Origin of the sequence: Streptomyces sp. NPDC002467, assembly GCF_042889825.1 — a bacterium.
GTDB lineage: Bacteria > Actinomycetota > Actinomycetes > Streptomycetales > Streptomycetaceae > Streptomyces.
The window spans coordinates 390,520-414,314 of sequence record NZ_JBIARJ010000001.1 but is presented as its reverse complement, the minus strand read 5'-3'; the positions used below and the strand labels follow the sequence as shown (position 1 = coordinate 414,314).

Genomic DNA, 23,795 nt, shown 5'->3' with positions numbered 1-23,795 from the left:
CCCGGTCCGGGCCCGGCGGGTCCTGGTGGGGTCCCGCGGGCCGGGCGTGGGCGGGGTGGTGTTTCACGTGAAACATCGCCGTAGGCTGGCCGGGTGAGTGAGCACACCGAGCAGTCTGAGCAGACCGCCGACGAGCGGCCCGAGGCGCGGCTGGAGCGGGCCGTGCGGGCCGCCGAGCAGGCGCTGATCGAGTTCGAGATCGCGGTGGAGACCTTCCGGGTGGAGGTGGAGAACTTCTCCCGCCTCCACCACCAGAAGCTCGGCCCGATGTACGCGCGGCTCGACGAACTGGACGCGTTGATCGCCGAGGCGAAGGCGGCGCGCACCGGGGATCCCGAGGATCTGCGGCGGGCGCGGGACGCGCGTTCGCTGGTCATGCCGATGCCCGGAGTGGACGAGCTGTTCCACGACTGGATGGGCTCGGAAGGGATCGCCGACGACGCGGGCGCGATGCTCACCGATCAGCCCGTGCGGCCCCCGCAGCGGGTGCGGCCGACGGAGGAGGTCCGGCGGCTGTACCGCGAGCTGGTCCGCCAGGCCCACCCGGACCTCGCCCAGGACGAGACCGAGCGGGAGCGACGCGACGCGTTCATCGTCCGGGTCAACGCGGCGTATGCGCGGGGCGAGGAGAAGATGCTGCGCGAGCTGGCCGAGGAGTGGGCGGCCGGACCCGTGGTCGCGCCGCCGGCTCCGAGCGAGAGCGAGGAGCTGTACGCGCGACTGGAGTGGCTCTCGCAGCGCAAGGAGCTGCTGGCGTTGGTGGCCAAGGAGCTGGAGGACGGTGCGATCGGGTCCATGCTGAGGATGGCCCCGGACGACCCGGACCGGCTGCTGGAGGAGATCGCGGAGCAGCTGCTGGCGGAGGTCTCCGAGCGGGAGGCGGAGCTCGCCGCGGAGCTGGCTGCCGCCGCGGGCTGAGCGGGGCCGGTGGGCGGGCCGCCGCGACGTGGGCGGCCCGGGCTGCGCCCGGCTTTCCGGGGCTCCGCCCCGGACCCCGCGCCTCAAACGCCGGCGGGGCTGGATTTGCCCCGAGGACGGTTCGAACTCCCCCGGCTACCGCTGGGAGGTGCCCCCGGCGGGGCTGGATTCGGCCCCTGCTGGATTTGGCGGCGGGGCTGGATGTTCGGGCCGTCGGATAGGTTGGGAGTCGGATCTGTGATGAGAGAAGGCGACGTATGAACTTCGGACCGCTTCCCTCGGTGGACGCCGGCTCGGTGCCCGCTGAAGGCTTCGTTCTGGACGTCCGTGAGGACGACGAATGGGCGGCCGGGCACGTCGAGGGTGCGCTGCACATCCCGATGAGTGACTTCGTGGCCCGTTTCGGCGAGCTGACGGAGGCCGTCGAGGACGGCCGCCGGGTGCACGTGATGTGTCGGGTGGGCGGGCGTTCCGCTCAGGTCACCCAGTACCTGGTGCGCCAGGAGATCGACGCCGTGAACGTGGACGGCGGCATGCAGGCCTGGGAGCGTGCCGGGCGCCCGATGGTGACGGACAACGGGAACCCGGCCTTCGTGCTGTAGCGGTTCCCGTCACGCGAGGGGGTGGGCGGCCAGCAGGTCGCCCAGGGCCTCCTCGTGCGCGGCGGCCGGGCCGAGCTGGAGTTCCAGCTGCTTGGCCCACGCGTGGTAGCGGTGCAACGGGTAGTCGGTGTCGGCGCCGAAGCCGCCGTGCAGGTGCTGGGCGGTCTGCACGACCCGGCGCACGCCCTCCGAGGCCCAGATCTTGGCCACCGCGACGTCACCGGAGCTCGGCAGCGGCCCGCCCGCGCCGGCCGTGGCCGCGTCGAGGCGCCAGGCGGCCTGCCAGAGGGTGACCTCCATGGCCCGCAGGTCGATGTAGCGGTCCGCGGCCTGGACGGCGACGGCCTGGAAGGTGGCCACGGGGAAGCCGAACTGTTCGCGCTTGCTCGTGTACTGGCTGGTCATCGCCAGGACGCCCTCGCCGAGTCCGAGCGCGAGGGCGCAGGTCCCGGTGGCCAGCAGCTGACGCAACGCCTCCCAGGCGCCGGGGGCCTCGATGAGGTGCGTGGCGGCCACCCGTACGCCGTCCAGGGCGAGCTCGGCGAACCGCTCCCCGTTGGTGGAGACCTGCTCGGCGAGCGCGAGGCCGCGGGCGGTGCGGGCGACGACCGCCAGGACGGCGTCCCCTTCGCCGGTGTGGGCCGGTACGGCGATCCAGTCGGCGCTCTGCGCCCAGGGGACGGCGGTCTGGGTGCCGTCCAGGATCCACTCGGCGCCCTCCCGGCGGGCGGTGACGGCGAGTTCGGCCGGGTCGTGGCCGGAGCGGCCGTGCGCGGCGACGGTCAGGACGAGCGTGCCGTCGCCGGCGCCGGGCAGCAGGGCGGCCGTGAGTTCGGGGCCGCCGTGGGTCTGGACGGCCATGGCGGTGGCGCAGTGCTCCAGCAGTGGCACTCGGGCCAGTACCTTCGCCGCCTCGCGCAGCACCAGGCACAGGGCGATGGCGTCCAGGCCGGCGCCGCCGTGCTCTTCGGAGAGGACCAGGCTCAGCAGGTCGGATCCGGCGAGCCTGGCCCACAGCGGCCGGTCGAAGTCGTCGGCGACGGCCCCGGGGGTGAGGGCGGGGCTGGGCACGCCGTCGGCCGCGACGTCCGCGAACACGGCCCTGGCCGCTTCGACGGCCGCCTGCTGCTCCTCGGTGAAGGTGAAGTCCACTGCCTGTCCTCCCGTGCGCGCACCGGATCCGTTCGATCTGACGGTGCGTCAAGATAGAACAGGTTCCTGTAATTGCACAGGGGGCGGGCGTGCGGCGCCTCAGCGGTCGAAGTCGATCTCCACTTCCTCGGTCACCGCGTGCGACTGGCAGGCCAGGACGAAACCGGCCTCCGTCTCCTCGGACTCCAGCGCGAAGTTCCGCTCCATCGTGACCTCGCCCGACACCACGAACGCCCGGCAGGTGCCGCAGACTCCGCCCTTGCAGGCGTACGGGGCGTCCGCGCGGTTGCGGAGCACCGCGTCGAGGAGGGATTCGCCGTCCTGGACCGGCCAGGTGCCGGAGCGGCCGTCGAGCCGGGCGGTGACCCGCACGTGGGAGGCGGCCGTCGGGGCCGCGGTGCGGACCGGGCCGGCCGTGTCCTCGACGTGGAAGATCTCCTCGTGCACCCGGGTCCGGGCGACGCCGAGCGCGGCCAGGGCCCGCTCCGCGCCCTGCACCAGCCCGTACGGGCCGCACAGGAACCAGCCCGTCACCTCGGTCACCGGCAGCAGCGCGGGCAGCAGGGCGGCCAGGCGCTCCTCGTCGAGCCGGCCCGTCGGCAGCCCGGCCTCCTGCTCCTCGCGGGAGAGGACCGTGACCAGCTGGAAGCGGGAGGGGTAGCGGTCCTTGAGGTCGGCGACCTCCTCCAGGAACATCGTCGACGCCGCGGTGCGGTCGCTGCGGAACAGGCAGAAGCGGGCGTCGGGCCGTGCGGCCAGCAGCGAGGCGGCGATCGACAGCACCGGCGTGATGCCGCTGCCGCCCACGATCGCCGCGTAGTGCCCCGCGGCCGGGGCCGCGGCCGGCTCCAGCACGAACCGGCCGGCCGGGACCATCACGTCCAGCACGTCACCGGCGGCGATCTCCTTGTGCGCGAACGTGGAGAACTCGCCGCCCTCCACCAGCCGCACCCCGACCCGGAGCAGCTCCGGGCCCGGGCCGTCCGGCGCCGGGGCGGGGGAGCAGATCGAGTAGGTGCGCCGGACCTCGGTGCCGCCCTCGGGGGCGGTGCGGCGCAGGGTCAGGTGCTGGCCGGGGGCGTGCCGGTAGTCCTCGCGCAGTTCGCCGGGAACCCGCAGGGTCAGGGCCACCGAGTCGTCGGTGAGCCGGTCGACTGCCGCCACCGTCAGCGGGTGGAACGCGCCGTGGCGGGGTGCGGCCATCTACAGCTCCTTGAAGTGGTCGAACGGTTCGCGGCAGGCGACGCAGCGGCGCAGCGCCTTGCACGCGGTGGAGGAGAACCGGCTGAGCAGTTCGGTGTCGGTCGATCCGCAGTTCGGGCAGCGGACGGACAGGGTGAGCGGGACCGGCCCCCCGGCCGCGTGCGGCCGGGGCGGGGCGATGCCGAACTCGGCGAGCTTGCGGCGGCCCTCGGCGCTGATGTCGTCGGTCGACCAGGCGGGGGACAGCACCGTGGTCACCCGCACCTCGGGTATGCCGTGACCGGTCAGGGCCCGCTCGATGTCAGCGGACATGGCCTCGATGGCCGGGCAGCCGGTGTAGGTGGGGGTGAGGGTGACCTCGGCGTGGCCGTCCTCGTGCATCCGCACGCCGCGGACCACGCCGAGCTCCCCGAGGGTGAGCACGGGCAGCTCGGGGTCCGGCACGGATCCGGCCAGGGCGGCCAGCTCGGCCTCCAGGCGACTCGTCCCGGTGCCGGCCACGGGGCCGCCCCTGGTGCCCGCCGTCACCACGACGCCCCCGGATGGCTGCGGTGCAGATGCTGCATCTCGGCGAGCATCCGGCCGAACGGCTCGGTGTGCAGGCCCTGGCGTCCGGCGCCGGCCGCCCAGGCCCCGGTGCGCGGCCCCACGGGCAGAGCGAGCCCGGCCCGCTCCACCACGTCGCCGACGGTGGCGAGCCAGCGCTGCTCCAGAGCGGCCCAGTCCACGCCGTCGAGCCCTTCCACCGGCTGGAACATCTCACCGGTGAACTTCCACAGCGCGTCCAGCGCGGCCTGCATGCGGGCGTGGCTCTCCTCGGTGCCGTCGCCGAGGCGCAGGGTCCACTGCTCGGCGTGGTCCCGGTGGTACGCGGTCTCCTTGACGGCCTTGGCCGCGAGCGGCGCGAACGGACCGTCCCCGCCCGCCAGTTCCCCGTACAGCTCGTGCTGGTGGAAGGAGAAGAACAGCTGGCGGGCGATGGTGTGGGCGAAGTCGCCGTTGGGCTGCTCGACCAGCTGGAGGTTGCGGAACGAGCGCTCCTCGCGCAGGAACGCCAACTCGTCCTCGTCGCCCGCCATGGAGAGCAGGATGCGGGCCTGGCCCAGCAGGTCGAGGGCGATGTTGGCGAGCGCGACCTCCTCCTCCAGGACGGGGGCGTGTCCGGCCCATTCGCCGAGGCGGTGGGAGAGGATCAGCGCGTCGTCGCCGAGGGCGAGCGCGGCCGACATCGTGACGTCGGTGCCGGTCACAGGTGGCTCACCCCCTCCGGGATGTCGTAGAAGGTGGGGTGGCGGTACGGCTTGTCGGCGGACGGCGCGAAGAAGGGGTCGCGCTCGTCGGGCGAGGATGCGGTTATCTCCGTCGAGGGCACCACCCAGATGGAGACGCCTTCGCTGCGGCGGGTGTACAGGTCGCGGGCGTTGCGCAGGGCCATTTCCGCGTCGGGGGCGTGCAGGCTTCCGGCGTGCGTGTGCGAGAGGCCGCGGCGCGAGCGCACGAACACCTCCCACAGGGGCCAGTTCTGCGTCATACCCGTGCCTCCACGTCGTTCTGTGCGTTCCGTGCGTTCTCTGCGACGGTCTTCGCCGTCTGCTTGCTCGCGTACGCCGCGGCGGCGTCGCGCACCCAGGCGCCTTCCTCGTGGGCCGCGCGCCGCTGGCCGAGCCGCTGCTCGTTGCAGGGGCCGTTGCCCTTGAGGACGTCCCAGAACTCGGCCCAGTCGATGGCACCGAAGTCGTGGTGCCCGCGCTCCTCGTTCCACTTGAGGTCCGGGTCGGGCAGGGTCAGGCCCAGGGCCTCCGCCTGCGGGACGGCGATGTCCACGAACCGCTGGCGCAGCTCGTCATTGGAGTGCCGCTTGATCCGCCATGCCATCGACTGCGCCGAGTGCGAGGACTCGTCGTCGGGCGGGCCGAACATCATCAGCGACGGCCACCACCAGCGGTTCACGGCGTCCTGCGCCATCGCGTGCTGGGCCTCGGTGCCCTTGGACAGGGCCATCAGCAGCTCGAAGCCCTGCCGCTGGTGGAAGGACTCCTCCTTGCAGATCCGGACCATGGCGCGGGCGTAGGGCCCGTACGAGCAGCGGCAGATCGGCACCTGGTTGGTGATCGCCGCGCCGTCCACGAGCCAGCCGATGGCGCCGACGTCCGCCCAGGTCAGGGTGGGGTAGTTGAAGATCGAGGAGTACTTCTGCCTGCCCTCGTGGAGCATGTCGAGCAACTCGTCGCGGCTGGTGCCGAGGGTTTCGGCCGCGCTGTAGAGGTACAGCCCGTGGCCCGCCTCGTCCTGGACCTTGGCCATCAGGATGGCCTTGCGGCGCAGCGAGGGGGCGCGGGTGATCCAGTTCGCCTCGGGCTGCATGCCGATGATCTCGGAGTGGGCGTGCTGGGCCATCTGGCGGACCAGGGTCTTGCGGTACGCCTCCGGCATCCAGTCGCGCGGTTCCACGCGCTCTTCCGCCGCCACGGCCGCGTCGAACGCCGCCGCGAGCTGCGCGGTCATGCCCGGATCTGTTTCCGGGGTCACTGCCACCATCCCGGCCCCTCGTCAGTGTCTGTTCTGCCAGTGCCTGCCGCCCGACCGACCGATCGTTCGGTTCATGCTCTTCAATGGTGAGACGGCGGCCCGTAGGGTGTCAACCTCTGTGGTCAACCTCTGTGGCCGGCTCTGTGGACGCCGGACGATCGGGGCGGGATGGATTCGTACGAGCACGAGAGCGCCGGAGGGGCCGCCGAGCCACCCGTTCCGGCGCCCCCGAGGGCATCCGGGATCGCCGGTCTGTCCCCTCGCTTCCGTGTCGTCGCCGCCCTCGCCCTGGGGGTCGTGGCGGTGGCCGCCTGCGCGCACCTCGCGCTGGTCTTCCTGCACGTCGCCCCGTCCAACACGCTCAGCAAGCGGCACGCCAAGACGATCGACGCGTGGATCTATCCCGAGTTCGAACAGAACTGGAAGCTCTTCGCGCCCAACCCGCTCCAGCAGAACATCGCCGTGCAGGTGCGCGCCGAGGTGCGCACCGCCGGCGGCGAGCTGGTCACCACCGACTGGCGCGACCTGAGCGCCGAGGACGGCGCGGCCATCCGGCACAGCCTGCTGCCGAGCCACACCGAGCAGAACGAGCTGCGCCGGGCCTGGGACTTCTTCACCGGCTCCCACGACGACGACAACCGGCCGAACGGGGAGCGCGGCGAGCTGTCCGAGCAGTACCTGCGGCGGATCGCCCTGGACCGGCTGACACCTCAGCTCGTGGACCGCGAGGGCGGGCGCCTGCTGCGGGTCCAGATGCGCTCGGCGACGACGGCGGTGGCCGCGCCCGAGTGGAGCGACGAGACCACCGACACCCAGACGTACTACCGGGAGCTGCCGTGGTGGACCGTGTGAGATCCGGTCTGGCGAGGGGGCTGGAGCAGGTCACGGGGCGGGCGCTGGGTCCCTACCAGAGCGCCGTCGTACGCATCGGCTTCGCCGGGACGTGGCTCTTCTTCCTGCTGCGGGAGTTCCCGAACCGGGGCGAGCTCTACGGGCCGGACGGGCCGTGGAGCTGGGCGCTCGCGGAGCGGCTGACGGCCTCCAACGAGGCGTTCAGCGTGCTGATGTGGTCCGGATCGGAGGTGTGGTTCGAGATCGTCTACGCGGTCGCGGTCCTGGCGAGCGCGGGGCTGCTGCTGGGCTGGCGGACCAGGGCCACCTCCGTGGTGTTCATGGTCGGCGTGCTGTCGCTGCAGAACCGCAGCGTCTTCATGGGCGACGGCGGGGACAACGTCATCCACCTGATGGCGATCTACCTGGTGCTGACCCGGTGCGCTCAGGTGTGGTCGCTGGACGCGCGCCGGGCCCGCAGGCGCGGCTCGGCGACGGCGGGCGCGGCCGGGCCGGTGCTGTGGGGCGCGCTGGGGGCGGTGTACGCGTACGGGGCGGCGAGCGGGCGGTTCGGCGCCGGCTGGCTCGCGGCCTTCGCCGCGGTGTGGGTGATGTGCGGGCTGTGGTGGCTGGTGGACCGCCACGACCCGGAGGGGGAGGGGCGGGCCGTCCTGGACGTCCTGGCCAACCTGCTGCACAACGCGGGGATGCTGGTGATCATGGCGGAGGTCTGCCTGATCTACGCGACGGCGGGCTGGTACAAGATCCAGGGCTCGCGGTGGCAGGACGGCACGGCCCTGTACTACCCGCTGGGGCTGGACTACTTCACGCCGTGGCCGGGGCTGTCGGGGATGCTGGCGGGCAGCGGGACGGTGGTGATGCTGCTGACGTACGGGACGGTGGCGGCGCAGGTGGCGTTCCCGTTCACGCTGTTCAACCGGCGGATCAAGAACGTGCTGCTCGGCGTGATGATGCTGGAGCACGCGGGGATCGCGGTGCTGCTGGGGCTGCCGTTCTTTTCGTTGGCGATGATCGCGGCCGATGCGGTGTTCCTGCCGACGGGGTTCCTGGTGTGGGTGGGGGCGCGGGTCGCCGTGCGGCGGGCCGTGCCGGCGGAGCCGGCGCTTGCTCCTGCGGAGCCGGCCCCGAGCACGACCGGCGGCTGAGCCGGCCCGTTCCCTGCGGGGCCGTGTCCCCTACCCGCCCTTCCCCCGTTCCCCGGGCGGCGTTTGAGGCGCGGGGTCCGGGGCGGAGTCCCGGGGAACGGGGGAAGGGCGGGTAGGGGACGGGCCCCCCGCGCAGCGGTCGGCACCGGGCTGGGCCATGGCGGCGGCCCCGCGCAGCGGGCGGAGGGTGGGCGGGCCGTAGGGTCGGGGTATGAGTGAGGCGCAGGGGGTACAGCAGGTCGGGCGGGAGTGGCGGGAGGCCGCCGGGGGTGGGGAGCTCGTGCTGCTCGACGGGTTCCACGCGCTGAAGCACGCCCTGCGGTTCGGCGCCGACGTGCGGATGGTCGTCGCCGACGACCCGGACGCCGTACGGGCACTGGCCCGGGAGCTGGCTCCGGACGTCGAGCACGACGTGGCACGGCTGGTGCGGAGGGCCGACCTCAAGGCACTGCTGCCCCGCGTCCACCCCACCGGCGTCGCCGCGCTCGCCCGCCGGCCCGACCGGGCGCGGGGGCTCGCCGGGCTGGGACGGCTGCCGCGGCCCGCGCCGGTCGTCGTACTCGACAACCCGCGCAACCTCGGCAACGTCGGCGCGGTCGTCCGCCTCGCCGCCGGCTTCGGCGCCACCGGCGTCGTGACCCGCGGCGACCTCGACCCCTGGCACCCGAACGTGGTCCGGGCCGGCGCCGGACTGCACTACGCCACCACGGTCGAGCGGGTCACGCTGGACACGCTGCCCCCCGGGCCGCTCTACGCGCTCGACCCGGAGGGCGAGGACATCCGGTCCCTCACCCTCCCCGACGACGCCGTGCTCGCCTTCGGATCGGAACGCCACGGCATCTCGCCGGAGCTGCGGGACCGCGCGGACCACCTGGTGTCCCTGCCGATGCGGCCGCAGGTCTCCAGCTACAACCTGGCGACGAGCGTCGCGATGACCCTGTTCCACTGGGGTGGTCCCCGAGAATCTGTTCGGTAGGTCGGTCGTCGGTTCGTTCAAAGGACATTCAGGGGACGTCCACGGCTTCCCCGCATCGTGGTCGTGTCGTGAAGCCGCCGTCTGCGAGGGGGACCCGCCATGGCCACCGCAACGATCACCGGGAACGTCGTCAACGTCGATGTGCAGGGAACCTGGCCGCTCCGGCTGGGCATGTCCCTGCAGCGCCACTCCTACCGTCACTGCGGCAGCAGCCCGGCCGCCGTGGCGCTCAACAGCCTCTTCCACGCGTCCGTCGCCGACGCGACGATCCTCGCCGAGGCCGTGGAGGTCGGTGAGTTCGTCGAGGGGCTGCTGCGGAAGTCGAGCGGCAGGTGGGCGGACCTGTTCGGCAAGGACCTGACGGTCCGGTCAGGCCGCACCTACCTGGTCGACAACAGCGCCCTCAACCCCAACGGCTCGCCCAACCACTTCTTCATCACGGGCGGCACCGGGGTCTGGGCGAGGATCTCCCAGGCCGACTACCTGGCCGCCCGGGACCTGCGCCGCGTCGAGGACGAGATCTCCGCCCGCCGGCTGCGGGGCGACACCTACGACTACGTGGACCCGAAGGCGCTCCACGCGAAGTCGCAGGAGCAGGGCGGCGCCGACAACCCGGTGGTGCGGGCCGTGAACGCGGCGCGCGTCAGCCTCGCGGCGGGCTCCCGGGACCAGGCGCCGCTGATCGCGGCGTCGGGCCGGGCGGACCTGGTCGCCCTCGTCCGCGGCTGAGCGGAGCGACCCGCCGCCGGGTCCCGGGCCGTGCAGGTCGCACGGCCCCGGACGCCGGGCGCGGCTCAGGCCTGGCGGCGGACCTCCACCACGCGGAAGCGGTTGGAGACGAACGCGCCGTCGCAGAGCGCCGCGTTGGCCGCCGGGTTGCCGCCCGAGCCGTGGAAGTCCGAGAAGGCCGCGGTCTGGTTGACGTAGACCCCGCCGGTCAGGTTCAGCGAGAGCTGCGCGGACTCCTCCAGGCAGACCTCCTCGATCGCCCGCTCGGTGTCCGCGGAGGTGGTGTAGGCGCCGACCGTCATGGCGCCCTTCTCGCGGACCGTGCGGCGCAGCAGGTCGAGGGCGTCGGCCGTGGAGTCCACCGCGACCGCGAAGGAGACCGGACCGAAGCACTCCGAGAGGTACGGCGCCTCCGGGTCGGGCTTGGCCGCGTCCAGCTTGACCATCACCGGGGTGCGGACCACGGCGCCCGGGAACTCGGGGTTGGTGACCTCGCGGGAGGGCAGCGCGACCTCGCCGAGGGCGGCCGCGGCCTCCAGGCGGGCCTTGACGTCCGGGTTGACCAGCGCGCCGAGCAGGGCGTTGGCCCGGGCGTCGTCGCCCAGCAGGCCGCCGACGGACGCCGCGAGGTCGGCGACGACCTCGTCGTACGTCTTGTGGCCGGCGTCGGTGTCGATGCCGTCGCGCGGGATCAGCAGGTTCTGCGGGGTGGTGCACATCTGGCCGCTGTAGAGGGACAGCGCGAAGGCCAGGTTGGACAGCATGCCCTTGTAGTTGTCGGTCGAGTCGATGACGACGGTGTTGACGCCCGCCTTCTCGGTGTAGACCTGAGCCTGGCGGGCGTTGGCCTCAAGCCAGTCGCCGAACTCCGTCGAGCCCGTGTAGTCGATCAGCTTGATCTCGGGGCGGACGGCCAGGGTCTTGGCGATGCCCTCGCCCGGCCGCTCGACGGCGAGCGCGACCAGGTTCGGGTCGAAGCCGTTCTCGGCGAGGACCTCGCGGGCCACCTGCACCGTGAGGGCCAGCGGGAGGACGGCGCGCGGGTGCGGCTTGACCAGCACCGCGTTGCCCGTGGCCAGGGAGGCGAACAGGCCCGGGTAGCCGTTCCAGGTCGGGAAGGTGTTGCAGCCGATCATCAGGGCGATGCCCCGGGGGACCGCGGTGAAGGTCTTGCCGAGCTCCAGCGGCTCCTTCTTGCCCTGCGGCTTCGACCAGTCGGCCTGCGCGGGGACCCGCATCTGCTCCTCGTACGCGTAGGCCACCGCCTCCAGGCCGCGGTCCTGCGCGTGGGGGCCGCCCGCCTGGAAGGCCATCATGAAGGCCTGGCCGCTGGTGTGCATGACCGCGTGCGCGAACTCGTGCGTACGGGCGGAGATGCGCGACAGGATCTCGATGCAGACCAGGGCGCGGGCCTCGGGGCCCGCGTCGCGCCAGGCGCCCATGCCGGCCTTCATCGCGGGCAGCAGTACGTCGATGTCCGCGTGCGGGTACTCCACGCCCAGCTCCGGGCCGTACGGGGACACCTCGCCGCCGGTCCAGCCGTCGGTGCCGGGCTGGTCCAGCTCGAACCGGGTGCCGTTCAGCGCCTGGAACGCGGCGAGCCCGTCGGCGGGGGCGGTCTCGCCGTACGCCTTGGGGTGCTCGGGGTGCGGGGACCAGTAGGCACGGCTGCGGATCGCGGACAGGGCCTGGTCCAGGGTGGGCCGGTGCCGTTCGGCGAGCGCGGACAGCTGGGGGACGGTGAGCTCGGCGGCCATCAGGGACCAACTCCTCGTTGAGCCGGGCGAAGGTGAGCAGACTGGAGTTAGAGTAACCGAACGATCGGTCGGGACAAGAGGGCCCGGCGGACCTGTGGATAAGTCGGTGCGGGAGGATCAGGACATGACAGCAATCGAGCGGTCCCGCACAGTGGCGGTCATCGGCGCGGGAACCATGGGGCAGGGCATCGCCCAGGTCGCCCTTCTCGCAGGTCACCGCGTGCTGATCCACGACATCGACGCCGCGCTCTCCGCCGACGGTGTCTCCATGGTGCAGGACCGCGTCGAGCGGATGGCCGCGAAGGGCCGCCTCGACCGCGCCGAGGCCGAGGACGCGATCGGCCGGATCGATGCGGCGGGCTCCCTCGCGGACCTCGCCGACGCAGCCCTCGTCATCGAGGCGATCGTCGAGAACGTCGGCGTCAAGAGCGCCCTGTTCAAGGCCCTCGAAGAGGTGGTTTCGCCGGACGCCCTGCTGGCCACCAACACCTCCTCCCTCTCCGTCACCGAGCTCGCCGCCGGACTCGCGCACCCCGGCCGCTTCCTCGGCCTGCACTTCTTCAACCCGGCTCCGCTGCTCCCGCTCGTCGAGGTCGTCAGCGGTTTCGCGACCGACCCTGCCGCCGCCGAGCTCGCGTACCGCACGGTCCTCGGCTGGGGGAAGACCCCGGTCCGCTGCGCCGACACCCCCGGATTCATCGTCAACCGGATCGCCCGCCCCTTCTACGCGGAGGCCTTCGCGGTCTACGAGGAGCAGGGCGCCGACCCGGCCACCATCGACGCCGTGCTCCGCGAGAGCGGCGGCTTCAAGATGGGCCCGTTCCAGCTCACCGACCTGATCGGCCAGGACGTCAACGAGGCCGTGACCCGCTCGGTGTGGGAGTCCTTCTTCCGCAGCCCCAAGTTCACCCCGTCCCTCGCGCAGCGCCGGCTGGTCCAGTCGGGTCGCCTCGGCCGCAAGTCGGGGCACGGCTGGTACCCGTACGGTCCGGACGCGCAGGTGCCCGGCCCGCACACCGCCGGTCCCGAGGACGCCCCGGAGAAGGTCACCGTCGTCGGCGACCTCGGCCCCGCGGCGGAGCTGGCCGACCTCATGGAGGAGGCCGGGATCGCGGTCAAGGCCGTCGAGGCGGGAGGCCCGTACATCCAGCTGCCCGGCGACGGCCAGCTGGTCCTGGCCGACGGCAAGACCTCCGTGGAGTTCACGGACGTCGTCTACTTCGACCTCGCGCTCGACTACCGGGGCGCCACCCGGATCGCGCTCTCGGCCGGCACCGACACGAGCGAGCGGACCCTCGCCGAGGCGATCGGCCTCTTCCAGAAGCTCGGCAAGCAGGTCTCCGTCATCGGCGACGTCCCCGGCATGATCGTCGCCCGGACCGTCGCGATGCTGATCGACCTCACGGCCGACGCCGTAGCGCGCGGCGTCGCCTCCGCCGAGGACATCGACACGGCGATGCGGCTCGGGGTCAACTACCCGCTGGGCCCCTCCGAATGGCACGACCGGCTCGGCCGGGACTGGGCGTACGACCTGCTGCACCACCTGGACGAGCGCTGTCCCGGCGGCCGGTACGCGCCCTCGCTCGCGCTGTTCAAGCTGGGCTACGAGGCGGACGAGGACGCGGACGACACCGAGGACGACACGGGGGAGACGGAATGACCACGGCCAAGCGGGACACCTACACGCCCGAGACCCTGCTGTCCGTCGCCGTCCAGGTCTTCAACGAGCGCGGCTACGACGGCACCTCGATGGAGCACCTCTCCAAGGCCGCCGGGATCTCCAAGTCCTCGATCTACCACCACGTCACGGGCAAGGAGGAGCTGCTGCGCCGCGCCGTCAGCCGCGCCCTCGACGGCCTCTTCGGGATCCTGGAGGAGTCGGGCGCCACGCGGGGCCGGGCGGTCGAGCGCGTCGAGTACGTCACGCGCCGCACGGTCGAGGTGCTGGTCTCGGAGCTGCCGTACGTGACGCTGCTGCTGCGCGTGCGCGGCAACACCCGCACCGAGCGCTGGGCGCTGGAGCGCCGCCGCGAGTTCGACCACCAGGTGGCGGACCTCCTCAAGGCCGCCGCGGCCGAGGGCGACCTGCGGGCGGACGTGGACATCCGGCTCGCCACCCGGCTGCTCTTCGGCATGGTGAACTCGCTGGTCGAGTGGTACCGCCCGCACCCGGGGACGAGCCACGCCCAGCTCGCCGACGCGGTGGTCCACATGGCCTTCGACGGGCTGCGCACGGCCCGCTGAGGCGGCCCGCGCGGGCGGGTACGGCGCCTGGACGTCGCCCGCCCGGCTCGCCCGCCCGCCCGCCCGGACGGCCTATTCCTCCGAGATCGCCTGCGCTGCCGCCCGGCCCGGGCCGGAATCCAGGAGATCCGTTTCCTCGAACACCAGCAGGGTCCGCGTCGAAAGCACCTCCGGGATGGCCTGGAGGCGGGTCAGGACCAGCTCGCGCAGGGTCCGGTTGTCCGGCGTGTGGACCAGCAGGAGGACGTCGAAGTCGCCGCTGACCAGGGCGATGTGGGCGGCGCCCGGAAGCTCGCGGAGCTGTTCGCGCACGGTCCGCCAGGAGTTCTGGACGATCTTCAGCGTGATGTAGGCAGAGGCGCCCTGGCCTGCCCTTTCGTGGTTGACGCGGGCCGTGAACCCGCGGATCACCCCGTCGTCGATGAGCCGGTTGATACGGGCGTAGGCGTTCGCGCGCGAGACGTGCACCTGTTCCGCCACCGACCGTATCGACGCCCGGCCGTCCGCCTGGAGCAGTCTGATGATCGATCTGTCGATCGGATCCAGGGGCCGGGGCGCTGCCGGGGTGCCTCCCGCCGCGGCCGGTGTGGGACCCGCTCCGGCCATTTGTTCATCCGGCATTGCCCGATGCCTCCCTCTCCTGGACGTCCTGCATCCATCCCAGAGCCCCGGCGCCCGTTTGTCCACAGCCTGGAGTCGCCTGTAGCCAAATTGCGCGGACAACCGAACAATCGGTAGGTGAGGCGCCTCACACCCGAGCCGTCGCCCTGCCCGCTTCCCACGAGGAGGTGTACGCCGCCATGACGGTCCAAGAGCTGCCCGGTGCCGGTGCGTCCCACCGTTCCACCCCGCCGCCCGCCTGGAGGCCCCGTACGGACGCCGCTCCGCTGCTGCCCGACGCCGAGCCCTACCGGGTCCTCGGCACGTCGGCGGCCGAGCGGCTGGACCCCGCGCTGATGCGCCGCTGCTACGCCGAGCTCGTGCGCGGCCGCCGCTACAACGCGCAGGCCACGGCACTGACCAAGCAGGGGCGGCTCGCCGTGTACCCGTCGACCGTCGGGCAGGAGGCCTGCGAGGTCGCGGCCGCCATGGTGCTGGAGGACCAGGACTGGCTCTTCCCCAGCTACCGCGACACCCTGGCCGCCGTGGCGCGCGGACTGGACCCGGTCCAGGCGCTCACGCTGCTGCGCGGCGACTGGCACACCGGCTACGACCCCCGTGAGCACCGGATAGCCCCGCTGTCCACCCCGCTCGCCACCCAGCTGCCGCACGCCGTGGGCCTGGCCCACGCGGCCCGGCTGCGCGGCGACGACGTCGTCGCCCTGGCCATGGTCGGCGACGGCGGCACCAGCGAGGGCGACTTCCACGAGGCGCTGAACTTCGCCGCCGTCTGGCAGGCCCCCGTCGTCTTCCTCGTGCAGAACAACGGCTTCGCGATATCCGTCCCGCTCGCCAAGCAGAGCGCCGCCCCGACTCTGGCGCACAAGGCCGTCGGATACGGCATGCCCGGCCGGCTGGTCGACGGCAACGACATCGCGGCGATGCACGAAGTGCTGACCGAAGCCGTCCGGCGCGCCCGGTCCGGTGGCGGTCCGACCCTGATCGAGGCCGTCACCTACCGGATGGAGGCCCACACGAACGCCGACGACGCGACCCGCTACCGGGGAGACGCCGAGGTCGAGGCCTGGAAGGCGCACGACCCGATCGAGCTGCTGGAGCGCGAGCTCACCGCCCGCGGGATCCTCGACGAGGACGGCGTGCGGCAGGCGCGCGACGACGCCGAGACGATGGCGGCCGCGCTGCGCGAGGGCATGAACGCGGACCCCGTGCTCAACCCGATGGACCTGTTCGAAAACGTCTACGCGGAGCAGACCGGCCTGCTGCGCGAACAGGCGGCCATGCTGCGTGCCGAGCTCGAAGCCGGGGACCAGGAGTGACGACGGTGGCGGCGAAGTCCGCGAAGTCGGGCGTCAAGCCCGCGACCATGGCCCAGGCCCTGACCCGGGCCATGCGCGACGCGATGGCCGAGGACCCGACCGTCCACGTCATGGGCGAGGACGTCGGCACGCTCGGCGGGGTCTTCCGGATCACCGACGGGCTCGCCAAGGAGTTCGGCGAGGACCGCTGCACGGACACCCCGCTCGCGGAGGCCGGGATCCTGGGCGCGGCCGTCGGCATGGCCATGTACGGGCTGCGGCCGGTCGTGGAGATGCAGTTCGACGCGTTCGCCTACCCGGCCTTCGAGCAGCTGATCTCGCACGTCGCGAAGATGCGCAACCGCACGCGCGGCGCCATGCCGCTGCCCATCACCATCCGCGTGCCGTACGGCGGCGGGATCGGCGGCGTGGAGCACCACTGCGACTCCTCCGAGGCGTACTACGTGGCCACCCCCGGCCTGCACGTGGTGACCCCGGCGACCGTCGAGGACGCGTACGGGCTGCTGCGCGCCTCGATCGCGAGCGACGACCCGGTGGTCTTCCTGGAGCCGAAGCGGCTCTACTGGTCCAAGTCCGACTGGTCCCCGCAGGCGCCGACGGCCGTCCCGGGCATCGGGAAGGCGCTGGTGCGCCGCACGGGCACGAGCGCCACGCTGATCACCTACGGGCCTTCGCTGCCGGTGTGCCTGGAGGCCGCCGAGGCGGCCCGCGAGGAGGGCTGGGACCTGGAGGTCGTCGACCTGCGCTCGCTCGTGCCGTTCGACGAGGAGACGGTAGTCGAGTCCGTACGCCGGACCGGCCGCGCCGTGGTGGTCCACGAGGCGAACGGCTTCGGCGGACCGGGCGCGGAGATCGCCGCCCGCGTCACGGAGCGCTGCTTCCACCACCTGGAGGCTCCGGTGCTGCGCGTGACGGGCTTCGACATCCCGTACCCGCCGCCGATGCTGGAGAAGCACCACCTGCCCGGTGTCGACCGGATCCTCGACACCGTGGCCCGCCTGCAGTGGGAGAACTGATGGCGCAGGTAATGGAGTTCAAGCTTCCCGATCTCGGGGAGGGCCTGACCGAGGCCGAGATCGTGCGCTGGTTGGTCGCGGTCGGCGATGTCGTCGCCATCGACCAGCCCGTGGTCGAGGTCGAGACGGCCAAGGCGATGGTGGAGGTTCCGTGCCCCTACGGCGGTGTCGTCACCGCCCGTTTCGGGGAGGAGGGCACGGAACTCCCCGTCGGGGCGCCGCTGATCACCGTGGCGGTGGGGGCGCAGGTCCTGCCGGCTGACACCGCAGCTTCCGTGGACGGGGCGGCGGGCTCCGGCGACGCGCCCCGGCCCCTGATCGGTTACGGCTCGGACGACTCGCGCCCGGCGCGTCGGCGACGGGTGCGACCCGTCACCGCCGCGGTGTCGGCGCCGGTCGCACCGGCCGTGCCGGTGGCCCCGGCGGCTCCGGTGGCTCCTGCTGTGCCGGTCGCTCCGGTCGCTGTGGCAGGGCCCGTTCCGGTGATCTCGCCGCTGGTGCGCAAGCTCGCGCGGGACGGCGGGATCGATCTGCGCGGGCTGGCGGGTTCGGGGCCGGACGGGCTGATCATGCGGGCGGACGTGGAGGCCGCGCTGGCGGCTCTGCGGGCTCCCGCGGCCCCTGTCGCCGCCGCGGTCGCCCCCGTGGCGGTGCAGGGCGAGCGGGTGCCGCTCAAGGGCGTGCGCGGGGCGGTCGCGGACAAGCTGTCGCGCAGCCGGCGTGAGATCCCGGACGCCACGTGCTGGGTCGACGCGGACGCAACCGAGCTGATGGCGGCGCGGGCCGCGATGAACGCGGTCGGCGGGCCCAAGATCTCGGTGCTGGCGCTGCTGGCCCGGATCTGCACGGCCGCGCTCGCGAAGTACCCGGAGCTCAACTCCACCGTGGATCTGGCGGCGAACGAGATCGTCCGGCTGCCGTCGGTGAACCTGGGCTTCGCCGCGCAGACGGAACGCGGGCTGATGGTCCCGGTGGTCCGGGACGCGCACGTCATGAACCCGGAGGCGCTGTCGGCGGAGTTCGCGCGTCTGACGGAGCTGGCGCGGGGCGGGAAGCTGTCCCCGGCGGACCTCACCGGTGGGACGTTCACGCTGAACAACTACGGGGTGTTCGGGGTCGACGGCTCCACGCCGATCATCAACCACCCGGAGGCGGCGATGCTCGGCGTCGGCCGGATCATGGCGAAGCCGTGGGTGCACCGGGGGGAGCTGGCGGTCCGACAGGTCGTGCAGTTGTCCCTGACGTTCGACCACCGGGTGTGCGACGGGGGGACGGCGGGCGGGTTCCTTCGGTACGTCGCCGACTGTGTGGAGTCGCCGGCGGTGTTGCTGCGCAGCCTCTAGCCGTCCGGCGGGTGGGCGGGTGCGGGTTCCGCTGCGCGGGGCCCGTCCCCTACCCGCCCTTCCACCGTTCCCCGGGGCTCCGCCCCGGACCCCGGTCCTCAAACGCCGGACGGGCTGAAAGACCTCGGGGCGGAGCCCCCGCAGCGGTGCCGCACACGAACCGGGGTCAGAGGGTGAGCAGGACCTTGCCCACGTGGGTGCTGGATTCCAGTACGCGGTGGGCGTCGGCCGCCCGGGTCATGGGGAACGTCTCGTGGATCACCGGGCGGACCCGGCCCGTCGACACCAAGGGCCAGACGTGTTCACGGACGGCCGCGACGATCGCCGCCTTCTCCTCCAGCGGGCGGGCCCGCAGGGAAGTGGCCGTGATCGCGGCGCGCTTGGCGAGCAGGGCGCCGAGGTTCAGTTCCGCCTTCAGGCCGCCCTGGAGGCCGATCACCGCGAGCCGGCCGTTCACGGCCAGCGCCGCCACGTTCCGTTCCAGGTACTTCGCGCCCATGATGTCCAGGATCACGTCCGCCCCGGCCCCGCCGGTCGCCGCCTTGATCTCCTCCACGAAGTCCTGCTCGCGGTAGTCGATCAGGATGTCCGCGCCCAGTTCCGCACAGCGCTCCAGCTTCTCCTTGCCGCCCGCGGTCACCGCCACGCGCGCGCCGATCGCCTTGGCGAGCTGGATGGCCGTCGTCCCGATGCCGCTGGCCCCGCCGTGGACGAGCAGCGTTTCCCCTGGGCGCAGGCCGGCCACCATGAACACGTTGGACCAGACCGTGCAGACGGTCTCGGGCAGCGCGGCCGCCGTCACCAGGTCCACGCCCGCCGGGACCGGCAACAGCTGGCCCGCGGGGACGGCGACCTTCTGCGCGTACCCGCCGCCCGCCAGCAGGGCGCAGACCTCGTCGCCGACCGCCCAGCCGGAGACGCCCGGCCCGATCGCGGCGATCCGCCCGGAGCACTCCAGGCCGGGGTAGGGGGAGGAACCGGGCGGGGGATCGTAGAAGCCCTGCCGTTGCAGGAGGTCGGCGCGGTTCACGGCGCTCGCCGCGACCTCGACGAGGACTTCGCCCTCGCCCGCGACCGGATCGGGTACGTCGGTCCAGACGAGGGCCTCGGGGCCGCCGGGCTGCTCGATGGTGATCGCATGCATGGCCCGGAGGCTACGCGACGCCGCCCGCGCCGCCCAAGCACCTGGGATGCTGGGTGGCGCTGGGCCGAGAGGAATCGTCAACTTCCTTGGAGGGAAGCCGATATGTCCGATGAACGCTTACAGCGCAACCAGCTGGTGATCGACGAGTTCCGCGCCACCGGGGGGAAGGTGGGCGGGGACTTCGCGGGGTTTTCGCTGCTGCTCCTCACCACCACCGGCGCCCGCAGTGGCGAGCGGCGCACCATGCCGATGGCCTATCTGCGCGACGGGGAGCGGCTGGTGGTCTTCGCCGCCAACGGCGGCCGTGAGAACCGCCCGGGGTGGTACTACAACCTGCTCGCCGACCCCTCCGCCCATGTGGAGGTCGGCACCGAGGCGTACGAGGTGACGGCGGTGGAGACCGAGGGCGCCGAGCGGGAACGGCTCTGGGAGCTCCAGGTGGAGCGGACCCCGTTCCTCGCGGGGTTCCAGGAGCGGTCCGGACGTACCGTTCCGGTCATCGCGCTGGCCCCCGCGGACGGCGCCGCGTAGCGGACGACCGCCTGCCCTGGGCGCGGTGCTACTCCGCCGGGCCCAGGGTCACGGGCGGCTGGCCGTGCGAGGTCGCGCGGACGATGGTGATGAGACGGTCCGTCAGCTGGAGCGGGCTCGCGTGCGGATCGTCGTAGGGCAGCAGCCGGTGGCCGCGCAGCACGCTCACCACCAGGTCGGGGGTCTCCCGTACGGACTTGCCCACCTCGGCCTTCTTCACGGGCCGTTCGATGAGGTCGAGGCCGCTGCCCTGCTGGATCAGGTCCTCCATCACGGTGCCCGCGCTCGGGCTGAGGACGGAGAGGCCCAGCAGGCGGCCGGCCGCGCTCGCGCTCGTGATGACGGCGTCGGCGCCGGACTGGCGCAGCAGCGGCGCGTTCTCCTCCTCGCGGACCGCGGCGACGATCTTCGCGCCCCGGTTGAGCTGGCGGGCCGTCAGCGTGACCAGTACGGCGGTGTCGTCCCGCTGGGTGGCGATGATGATCTGACGGGCCTTCTGCAACTCGGCGCGCAGCAGTACGTCGGAGCGGGTGGCGTCGCCGACCACGCCCGTGAATCCCTCCGCGTTGGCCGTGTCGATCACCTTGGCGCTGGGATCGACGATGACGACGTGATCCCGGGGGAGCCCGGTGGCCAGCAGCGTCTGCAGGGCGGAGCGGCCCTTGGTGCCGAAGCCGACGACGACCGTGTGGTCACGCAAGTTCTTCCTCCAGCGGTTCAGCCGCCACTCTTCCCTCGTCCGCTCCGTGAGGACTTCCAGGGTGGTGCCGACCAGGATGATCAGGAACAGTACGCGCAGTGGGGTGATCAGCAGGATGTTGATCAGCCGCGCGCTGTCGCTGTACGGGACGATGTCGCCGTATCCGGTCGTCGACAGGGTGACGGTGGCGTAGTAGACGCAGTCGAGGAAGTCGACGGTCTCGTTGGCGTTGTCGTGGTAGCCGCCGCGGTCCAGCCACACGATCAGGACCGTCAGGGCCATCACGCCCAGGGCCATCAGCAGGCGTTTGGACACCTGCCGCAAGGGCTTCTCGACGGCGCGCTTGGGCATCCTGATCCGCCGGGCGGCGAGTTTCTCGTCGGCGCCACGGGCCATGGCGTCGTGGCCGTGAAGTTTCACGTGAAACATCCCCCCGAGGCCCAGGGCAGGTCCAGGATCTCCAACTCCTGCCCGGACCGAGCGCCCTTGGGCGGTACGACGGCCAGCGCGTCCGCGGCCGCCACACCACGCAGCATCGCGGGGCCGTGGTAGCGCAGCGGCACCGCGTGTTCGTCGCCCAGCATGACCGGGACGAGCCGGGTGTCGAACGGGTGGCCCGGTACGTCGCCCTCGATCGTCGCCGTGTAGCGCGGGCGCCGGCGGCGGCCCGCGAGGGCGCGCAGCAGCGGTTCGGCGAGGGTCAGCAGCCCGGAGACCGCGGCGAGGGGGTTTCCGGGCAGCCCGACCAGGTGCCTTCCGTCGGCCCGGTCGCCGATGCGGGCCAGCAGCATGGGGTGGCCCGGGCGCACGGCGACACCGTCGACGAGGAGTTCGGCGCCGGCCCGCTCCAGCACGGGGTGGACGTGGTCCACGGGCCCGGAGGCGGTGCCGCCGGTGGTGACGATGACGTCGGCGGTGGAGGTGGTGACGGCCTTCAGCAGGGCCTCGACCCCGGCGGGGTCGTCGCCGAGGCGCCGGGTGGACACGACCTCGGCGCCGAGCCGGGTGAGCCAGGGGCCGAGCATGGGGCTCAGGGCGTCGCGGATGAGGCCGTCGTGCGGGAGCCCCTCGGTGAGCAGCTCATCGCCGAGCACGAGGATCTCCACGCGGGGCCGGGGCCGGGTGGTCAGCTCGTCGTACCCGGCCGCCGCGGCGAGCCCGAGCACGGCCGGGGTGACCAGGGAGCCGGCGGGCAGCAGCAGGTCGCCGGAGCGGCACTCCTGGCCGCGCGGGCGGATGTCCTGGCCGGTGACGACGGTCCGGTCGGCGAAGAGCTGGCTGCCGGACTCGCGGCTGTGCTCGCTGCGGATGACGGCGGTGGCGTCGGCCGGGATCCGGGCGCCGGTGGCGATCCGTACGGCCTCGCCGTCCGCGAGGGGTTCGGGCAGGTCGGTCCCGGCGAGGACGTCGGCGCCGCCGCGCACGGTCCAGGGGCCGGGTCCGGCGACGGCCCAGCCGTCCATGGCCGAGGTGTCGAACGACGGCAGGTCGGTCAGGGCGTCCAGGGGCGCGGCCAGCACCTCGCCGATCGCGTCCGAGAGCGGCACCCGGTGGGTGCGGGCCCGGGCGCCGTTCCCGGCGCGGACGGCGGCCTCCCGGGCCGCCGGCCAGGGGGTGACGCGGTGGCCGGACCCGCCGGACCCGCCGGACCCGCCGGACCCACCGGACCCGCCGGGGCCGACGGAGCCGTCGTGCGGGCCGTGGCCGGGGGCGCTGCGGCTGACCAGGGCCAGTGCCTGGTCGAGGGCGTGGTCGGCGTCGGTGGGGGTCATCCGGAGCCGTTCTGTTCGTCGGTCTGCGCCTCGGCGGCCCAGCGCAGCGCCAGATCGGCGGCCTTGCGGGAGGCCTCGGCGACGGCCTGGGCGGGGTCGGCGCCGGTGGCCTCGGCCTGGGCGGCCGCGTAACCGACGAGGAAGGTGGTCAGTGGAGCGGCGGGCCTGGCGACGCCGTGGGCGGCGTCACGGGCGAGGTCGAGCAGGGTCTTGGTGTCGACGGCGAGGTCGATGCCCAACTCGTTCTTGACGGCGGTGATCCATTGGTCCAGCACGGTCCCATGCTCCCTGATCCGGGCCCGGGCGGCGGCGAGATCGTCCCAGGTGTCGCAGTCGAAGGAGGCGAGTGGCTGCGGTGCCGCGAGGCGGGCGAGGTCCAGTTCGGCGGTGAGCCCGCGCAGCGGGAGCCCTGTCAGGCGGCCGTGCTCGGTGGCGAGCAGGGCGATCTCGCGGCGCAGTGGCTCGGCCCGGTAGGCGGCGACCAGGGGCTGGTCGCGGCCGTCGGGATCCCGCAGCAGGGCCCCGTCGGCGGGGCCGACGCCGTCGAGGAGCGCCCGTACGGTGTCGCGGTCCAGGAACGGCAGGTCGGCGGAGAGTACGAGGACCAGCTCGGCGGTGGTCTGGCGGAGCCCGGCGTCCAGTGCGGCCACGGGGCCGCCGCCGGGCGGTTCCTCACGGGCCCAGCGCACCGGGCGCGTCGTCGTGCGGCGGCCACCGACGACGATGGTGGTGCGGGCGCCCTCGCAGGCGTCGAGGACGCGGTCGAGGAGGGTGCGGCCGCCGACGCTCAGCGCGGGCTTGTCGGCCCCACCGAGTCGCTGCGCGGCGCCGCCTGCCAGGACGATCGCGTCGTAGGTCATGCCCCTGAGTATGCGTCGACCGTGTCCCTGGCGGGGAGGCGGGCTTATGGGCGGCTTACGGGGTGCGGCCCCGCATCGCCGGCGGGGCTGTTTTGGCCGGTGCCGCCCGCCCGTGCGGCTCAAGGATCGGGGCTCCGCCCCGGACCCCGCGCCCCAAACGCCGGCGGGGCTGGTTTTGGCTGATGCCGCCTGCCCGTGCGGCTCAAAGACCGGGGCTCCGCCCCAGGCCCCGCGCCTCAAACGCCGGCGAGGCTGGATGTGCCGGGGCCCGAAACCTGCGGCCCCTGCGCCATTGCCCTGCGAGGCTGGATGTGCCGGTCGGGGCCCCGAGTCTTCAGGTACTGCGCGGCGTCCCGCCGACGCGCTCGCGAACCGCACCCCCCAG

At 73.1% G+C, this 23,795-nt stretch carries 24 protein-coding genes; 12 read left to right on the top strand and 12 right to left on the bottom strand.

Features of this window, described 5'->3' with window-relative positions; translation table 11 throughout:
- The first annotated feature begins 93 nt into the window (after positions 1–93).
- On the top strand, positions 94–918 hold the full coding sequence (locus ACFYYJ_RS01950) for a hypothetical protein (protein WP_385362092.1): 825 nt from the start codon (positions 94–96) through the stop codon (positions 916–918).
- A gap of 257 nt (positions 919–1,175) precedes the next feature.
- A complete protein-coding gene (locus ACFYYJ_RS01945) occupies positions 1,176–1,520 on the top strand; it encodes a rhodanese-like domain-containing protein (protein WP_385124727.1) in 345 nt (114 codons plus the stop codon).
- Between the two features lie 9 nt (positions 1,521–1,529).
- On the opposite strand, the gene ACFYYJ_RS01940 is transcribed toward ACFYYJ_RS01945, so the two are convergent.
- The 6 genes from ACFYYJ_RS01940 to paaA form a co-directional block, all read right to left on the bottom strand.
- Positions 1,530–2,672: an acyl-CoA dehydrogenase family protein gene (locus ACFYYJ_RS01940; RefSeq protein ID WP_385124729.1), complete on the bottom strand. Its 1,143-nt coding sequence runs from the start codon at positions 2,670–2,672 to the stop codon at positions 1,530–1,532.
- A gap of 99 nt (positions 2,673–2,771) precedes the next feature.
- Positions 2,772–3,875 (bottom strand): 2Fe-2S iron-sulfur cluster-binding protein, encoded by a 1,104-nt coding sequence (locus tag ACFYYJ_RS01935; protein WP_385362090.1) that lies wholly within the window; start codon positions 3,873–3,875, stop codon positions 2,772–2,774.
- Positions 3,876–4,376: a 1,2-phenylacetyl-CoA epoxidase subunit PaaD gene (gene paaD, locus ACFYYJ_RS01930; RefSeq protein ID WP_385124732.1), complete on the bottom strand. Its 501-nt coding sequence runs from the start codon at positions 4,374–4,376 to the stop codon at positions 3,876–3,878. It abuts the gene before it with no gap.
- Between the two features lie 23 nt (positions 4,377–4,399).
- Positions 4,400–5,104 carry a 1,2-phenylacetyl-CoA epoxidase subunit PaaC gene (gene paaC, locus ACFYYJ_RS01925; RefSeq protein ID WP_389128055.1) on the bottom strand — a complete coding sequence of 235 codons (705 nt, stop codon included), beginning with the start codon at positions 5,102–5,104 and terminating at the stop codon, positions 4,400–4,402.
- A 17-nt stretch (positions 5,105–5,121) separates the two neighbouring features.
- A complete protein-coding gene (gene paaB / locus ACFYYJ_RS01920) occupies positions 5,122–5,406 on the bottom strand; it encodes a 1,2-phenylacetyl-CoA epoxidase subunit PaaB (RefSeq protein ID WP_384757985.1) in 285 nt (94 codons plus the stop codon).
- Complete coding sequence (paaA, locus tag ACFYYJ_RS01915; RefSeq protein ID WP_385124733.1) at positions 5,403–6,413, bottom strand: 1,2-phenylacetyl-CoA epoxidase subunit PaaA; 1,011 nt, start codon at positions 6,411–6,413, stop codon at positions 5,403–5,405. The genes paaB and paaA overlap by 4 nt, the downstream gene beginning before the upstream one ends.
- Before the next feature lie 159 nt (positions 6,414–6,572).
- Here paaA and ACFYYJ_RS01910 point away from each other — a divergent pair, with 159 nt between their 5' ends.
- From ACFYYJ_RS01910 to ACFYYJ_RS01895, 4 genes are all read left to right on the top strand, one after another.
- Positions 6,573–7,256: a DUF5819 family protein gene (locus tag ACFYYJ_RS01910; protein ID WP_389127739.1), complete on the top strand. Its 684-nt coding sequence runs from the start codon at positions 6,573–6,575 to the stop codon at positions 7,254–7,256.
- On the top strand, positions 7,244–8,401 hold the full coding sequence (locus tag ACFYYJ_RS01905) for an HTTM domain-containing protein (protein ID WP_389127737.1): 1,158 nt from the start codon (positions 7,244–7,246) through the stop codon (positions 8,399–8,401). The genes ACFYYJ_RS01910 and ACFYYJ_RS01905 overlap by 13 nt, the downstream gene beginning before the upstream one ends.
- Before the next feature lie 211 nt (positions 8,402–8,612).
- Positions 8,613–9,377 (top strand): TrmH family RNA methyltransferase, encoded by a 765-nt coding sequence (locus tag ACFYYJ_RS01900; RefSeq protein WP_389127736.1) that lies wholly within the window; start codon positions 8,613–8,615, stop codon positions 9,375–9,377.
- 99 nt (positions 9,378–9,476) lie between these two features.
- Complete coding sequence (locus ACFYYJ_RS01895; RefSeq protein ID WP_385128623.1) at positions 9,477–10,106, top strand: hypothetical protein; 630 nt, start codon at positions 9,477–9,479, stop codon at positions 10,104–10,106.
- Positions 10,107–10,171: 65 nt separating this feature from the next.
- Here ACFYYJ_RS01895 and paaN read toward each other — a convergent pair whose 3' ends face one another.
- The gene (gene paaN / locus ACFYYJ_RS01890; RefSeq protein WP_385128622.1) at positions 10,172–11,863 is read right to left on the bottom strand and encodes a phenylacetic acid degradation protein PaaN; all 1,692 of its coding nucleotides are present in this window, start codon (positions 11,861–11,863) and stop codon (positions 10,172–10,174) included.
- Positions 11,864–11,987: 124 nt separating this feature from the next.
- Here paaN and ACFYYJ_RS01885 point away from each other — a divergent pair, with 124 nt between their 5' ends.
- Both ACFYYJ_RS01885 and ACFYYJ_RS01880 read left to right on the top strand, forming a co-directional pair.
- Positions 11,988–13,523, top strand: a complete 1,536-nt coding sequence (locus ACFYYJ_RS01885) for a 3-hydroxyacyl-CoA dehydrogenase (RefSeq protein WP_385362079.1) — start codon at positions 11,988–11,990, stop codon at positions 13,521–13,523.
- The gene (locus tag ACFYYJ_RS01880; RefSeq protein ID WP_385362077.1) at positions 13,520–14,107 is read left to right on the top strand and encodes a TetR/AcrR family transcriptional regulator; all 588 of its coding nucleotides are present in this window, start codon (positions 13,520–13,522) and stop codon (positions 14,105–14,107) included. The genes ACFYYJ_RS01885 and ACFYYJ_RS01880 overlap by 4 nt, the downstream gene beginning before the upstream one ends.
- A gap of 72 nt (positions 14,108–14,179) precedes the next feature.
- Here ACFYYJ_RS01880 and ACFYYJ_RS01875 read toward each other — a convergent pair whose 3' ends face one another.
- Positions 14,180–14,728 (bottom strand): Lrp/AsnC family transcriptional regulator, encoded by a 549-nt coding sequence (locus ACFYYJ_RS01875; protein WP_385128619.1) that lies wholly within the window; start codon positions 14,726–14,728, stop codon positions 14,180–14,182.
- Between the two features lie 179 nt (positions 14,729–14,907).
- Between ACFYYJ_RS01875 and pdhA the strand changes: the two genes are divergently transcribed.
- The 3 genes from pdhA to ACFYYJ_RS01860 are packed head-to-tail and all read left to right on the top strand — an operon-like array spanning position 14,908 to position 18,403.
- Entirely contained in the window at positions 14,908–16,044 is a 1,137-nt protein-coding gene (pdhA, locus tag ACFYYJ_RS01870) for a pyruvate dehydrogenase (acetyl-transferring) E1 component subunit alpha (RefSeq protein ID WP_385362075.1), read from the top strand.
- A 47-nt stretch (positions 16,045–16,091) separates the two neighbouring features.
- Entirely contained in the window at positions 16,092–17,060 is a 969-nt protein-coding gene (locus ACFYYJ_RS01865) for an alpha-ketoacid dehydrogenase subunit beta (protein WP_385128627.1), read from the top strand.
- Positions 17,060–18,403: a dihydrolipoamide acetyltransferase family protein gene (locus ACFYYJ_RS01860; protein WP_389127732.1), complete on the top strand. Its 1,344-nt coding sequence runs from the start codon at positions 17,060–17,062 to the stop codon at positions 18,401–18,403. The genes ACFYYJ_RS01865 and ACFYYJ_RS01860 overlap by 1 nt, the downstream gene beginning before the upstream one ends.
- Positions 18,404–18,569: 166 nt before the next feature.
- On the opposite strand, the gene ACFYYJ_RS01855 is transcribed toward ACFYYJ_RS01860, so the two are convergent.
- Positions 18,570–19,547 (bottom strand): NAD(P)H-quinone oxidoreductase, encoded by a 978-nt coding sequence (locus ACFYYJ_RS01855; protein WP_385128616.1) that lies wholly within the window; start codon positions 19,545–19,547, stop codon positions 18,570–18,572.
- 102 nt (positions 19,548–19,649) lie between these two features.
- Here ACFYYJ_RS01855 and ACFYYJ_RS01850 point away from each other — a divergent pair, with 102 nt between their 5' ends.
- On the top strand, positions 19,650–20,078 hold the full coding sequence (locus ACFYYJ_RS01850; protein ID WP_385366724.1) for a nitroreductase family deazaflavin-dependent oxidoreductase: 429 nt from the start codon (positions 19,650–19,652) through the stop codon (positions 20,076–20,078).
- Positions 20,079–20,106: 28 nt separating this feature from the next.
- Here the strand turns inward: ACFYYJ_RS01850 and ACFYYJ_RS01845 are convergent, their stop codons facing one another.
- From ACFYYJ_RS01845 to ACFYYJ_RS01835, 3 genes are read right to left on the bottom strand one after another with little or no spacing between them, the layout of a single operon-like run.
- On the bottom strand, positions 20,107–21,207 hold the full coding sequence (locus ACFYYJ_RS01845) for a potassium channel family protein (RefSeq protein ID WP_385366725.1): 1,101 nt from the start codon (positions 21,205–21,207) through the stop codon (positions 20,107–20,109).
- Positions 21,195–22,550, bottom strand: coding sequence for a molybdopterin molybdotransferase MoeA (locus ACFYYJ_RS01840; protein ID WP_385128613.1), 1,356 nt, complete (start codon positions 22,548–22,550; stop codon positions 21,195–21,197). The genes ACFYYJ_RS01845 and ACFYYJ_RS01840 overlap by 13 nt, the downstream gene beginning before the upstream one ends.
- Positions 22,547–23,410 (bottom strand): NTP transferase domain-containing protein, encoded by an 864-nt coding sequence (locus ACFYYJ_RS01835; RefSeq protein WP_385128612.1) that lies wholly within the window; start codon positions 23,408–23,410, stop codon positions 22,547–22,549. The genes ACFYYJ_RS01840 and ACFYYJ_RS01835 overlap by 4 nt, the downstream gene beginning before the upstream one ends.
- Positions 23,411–23,795 lie beyond the last annotated feature (385 nt).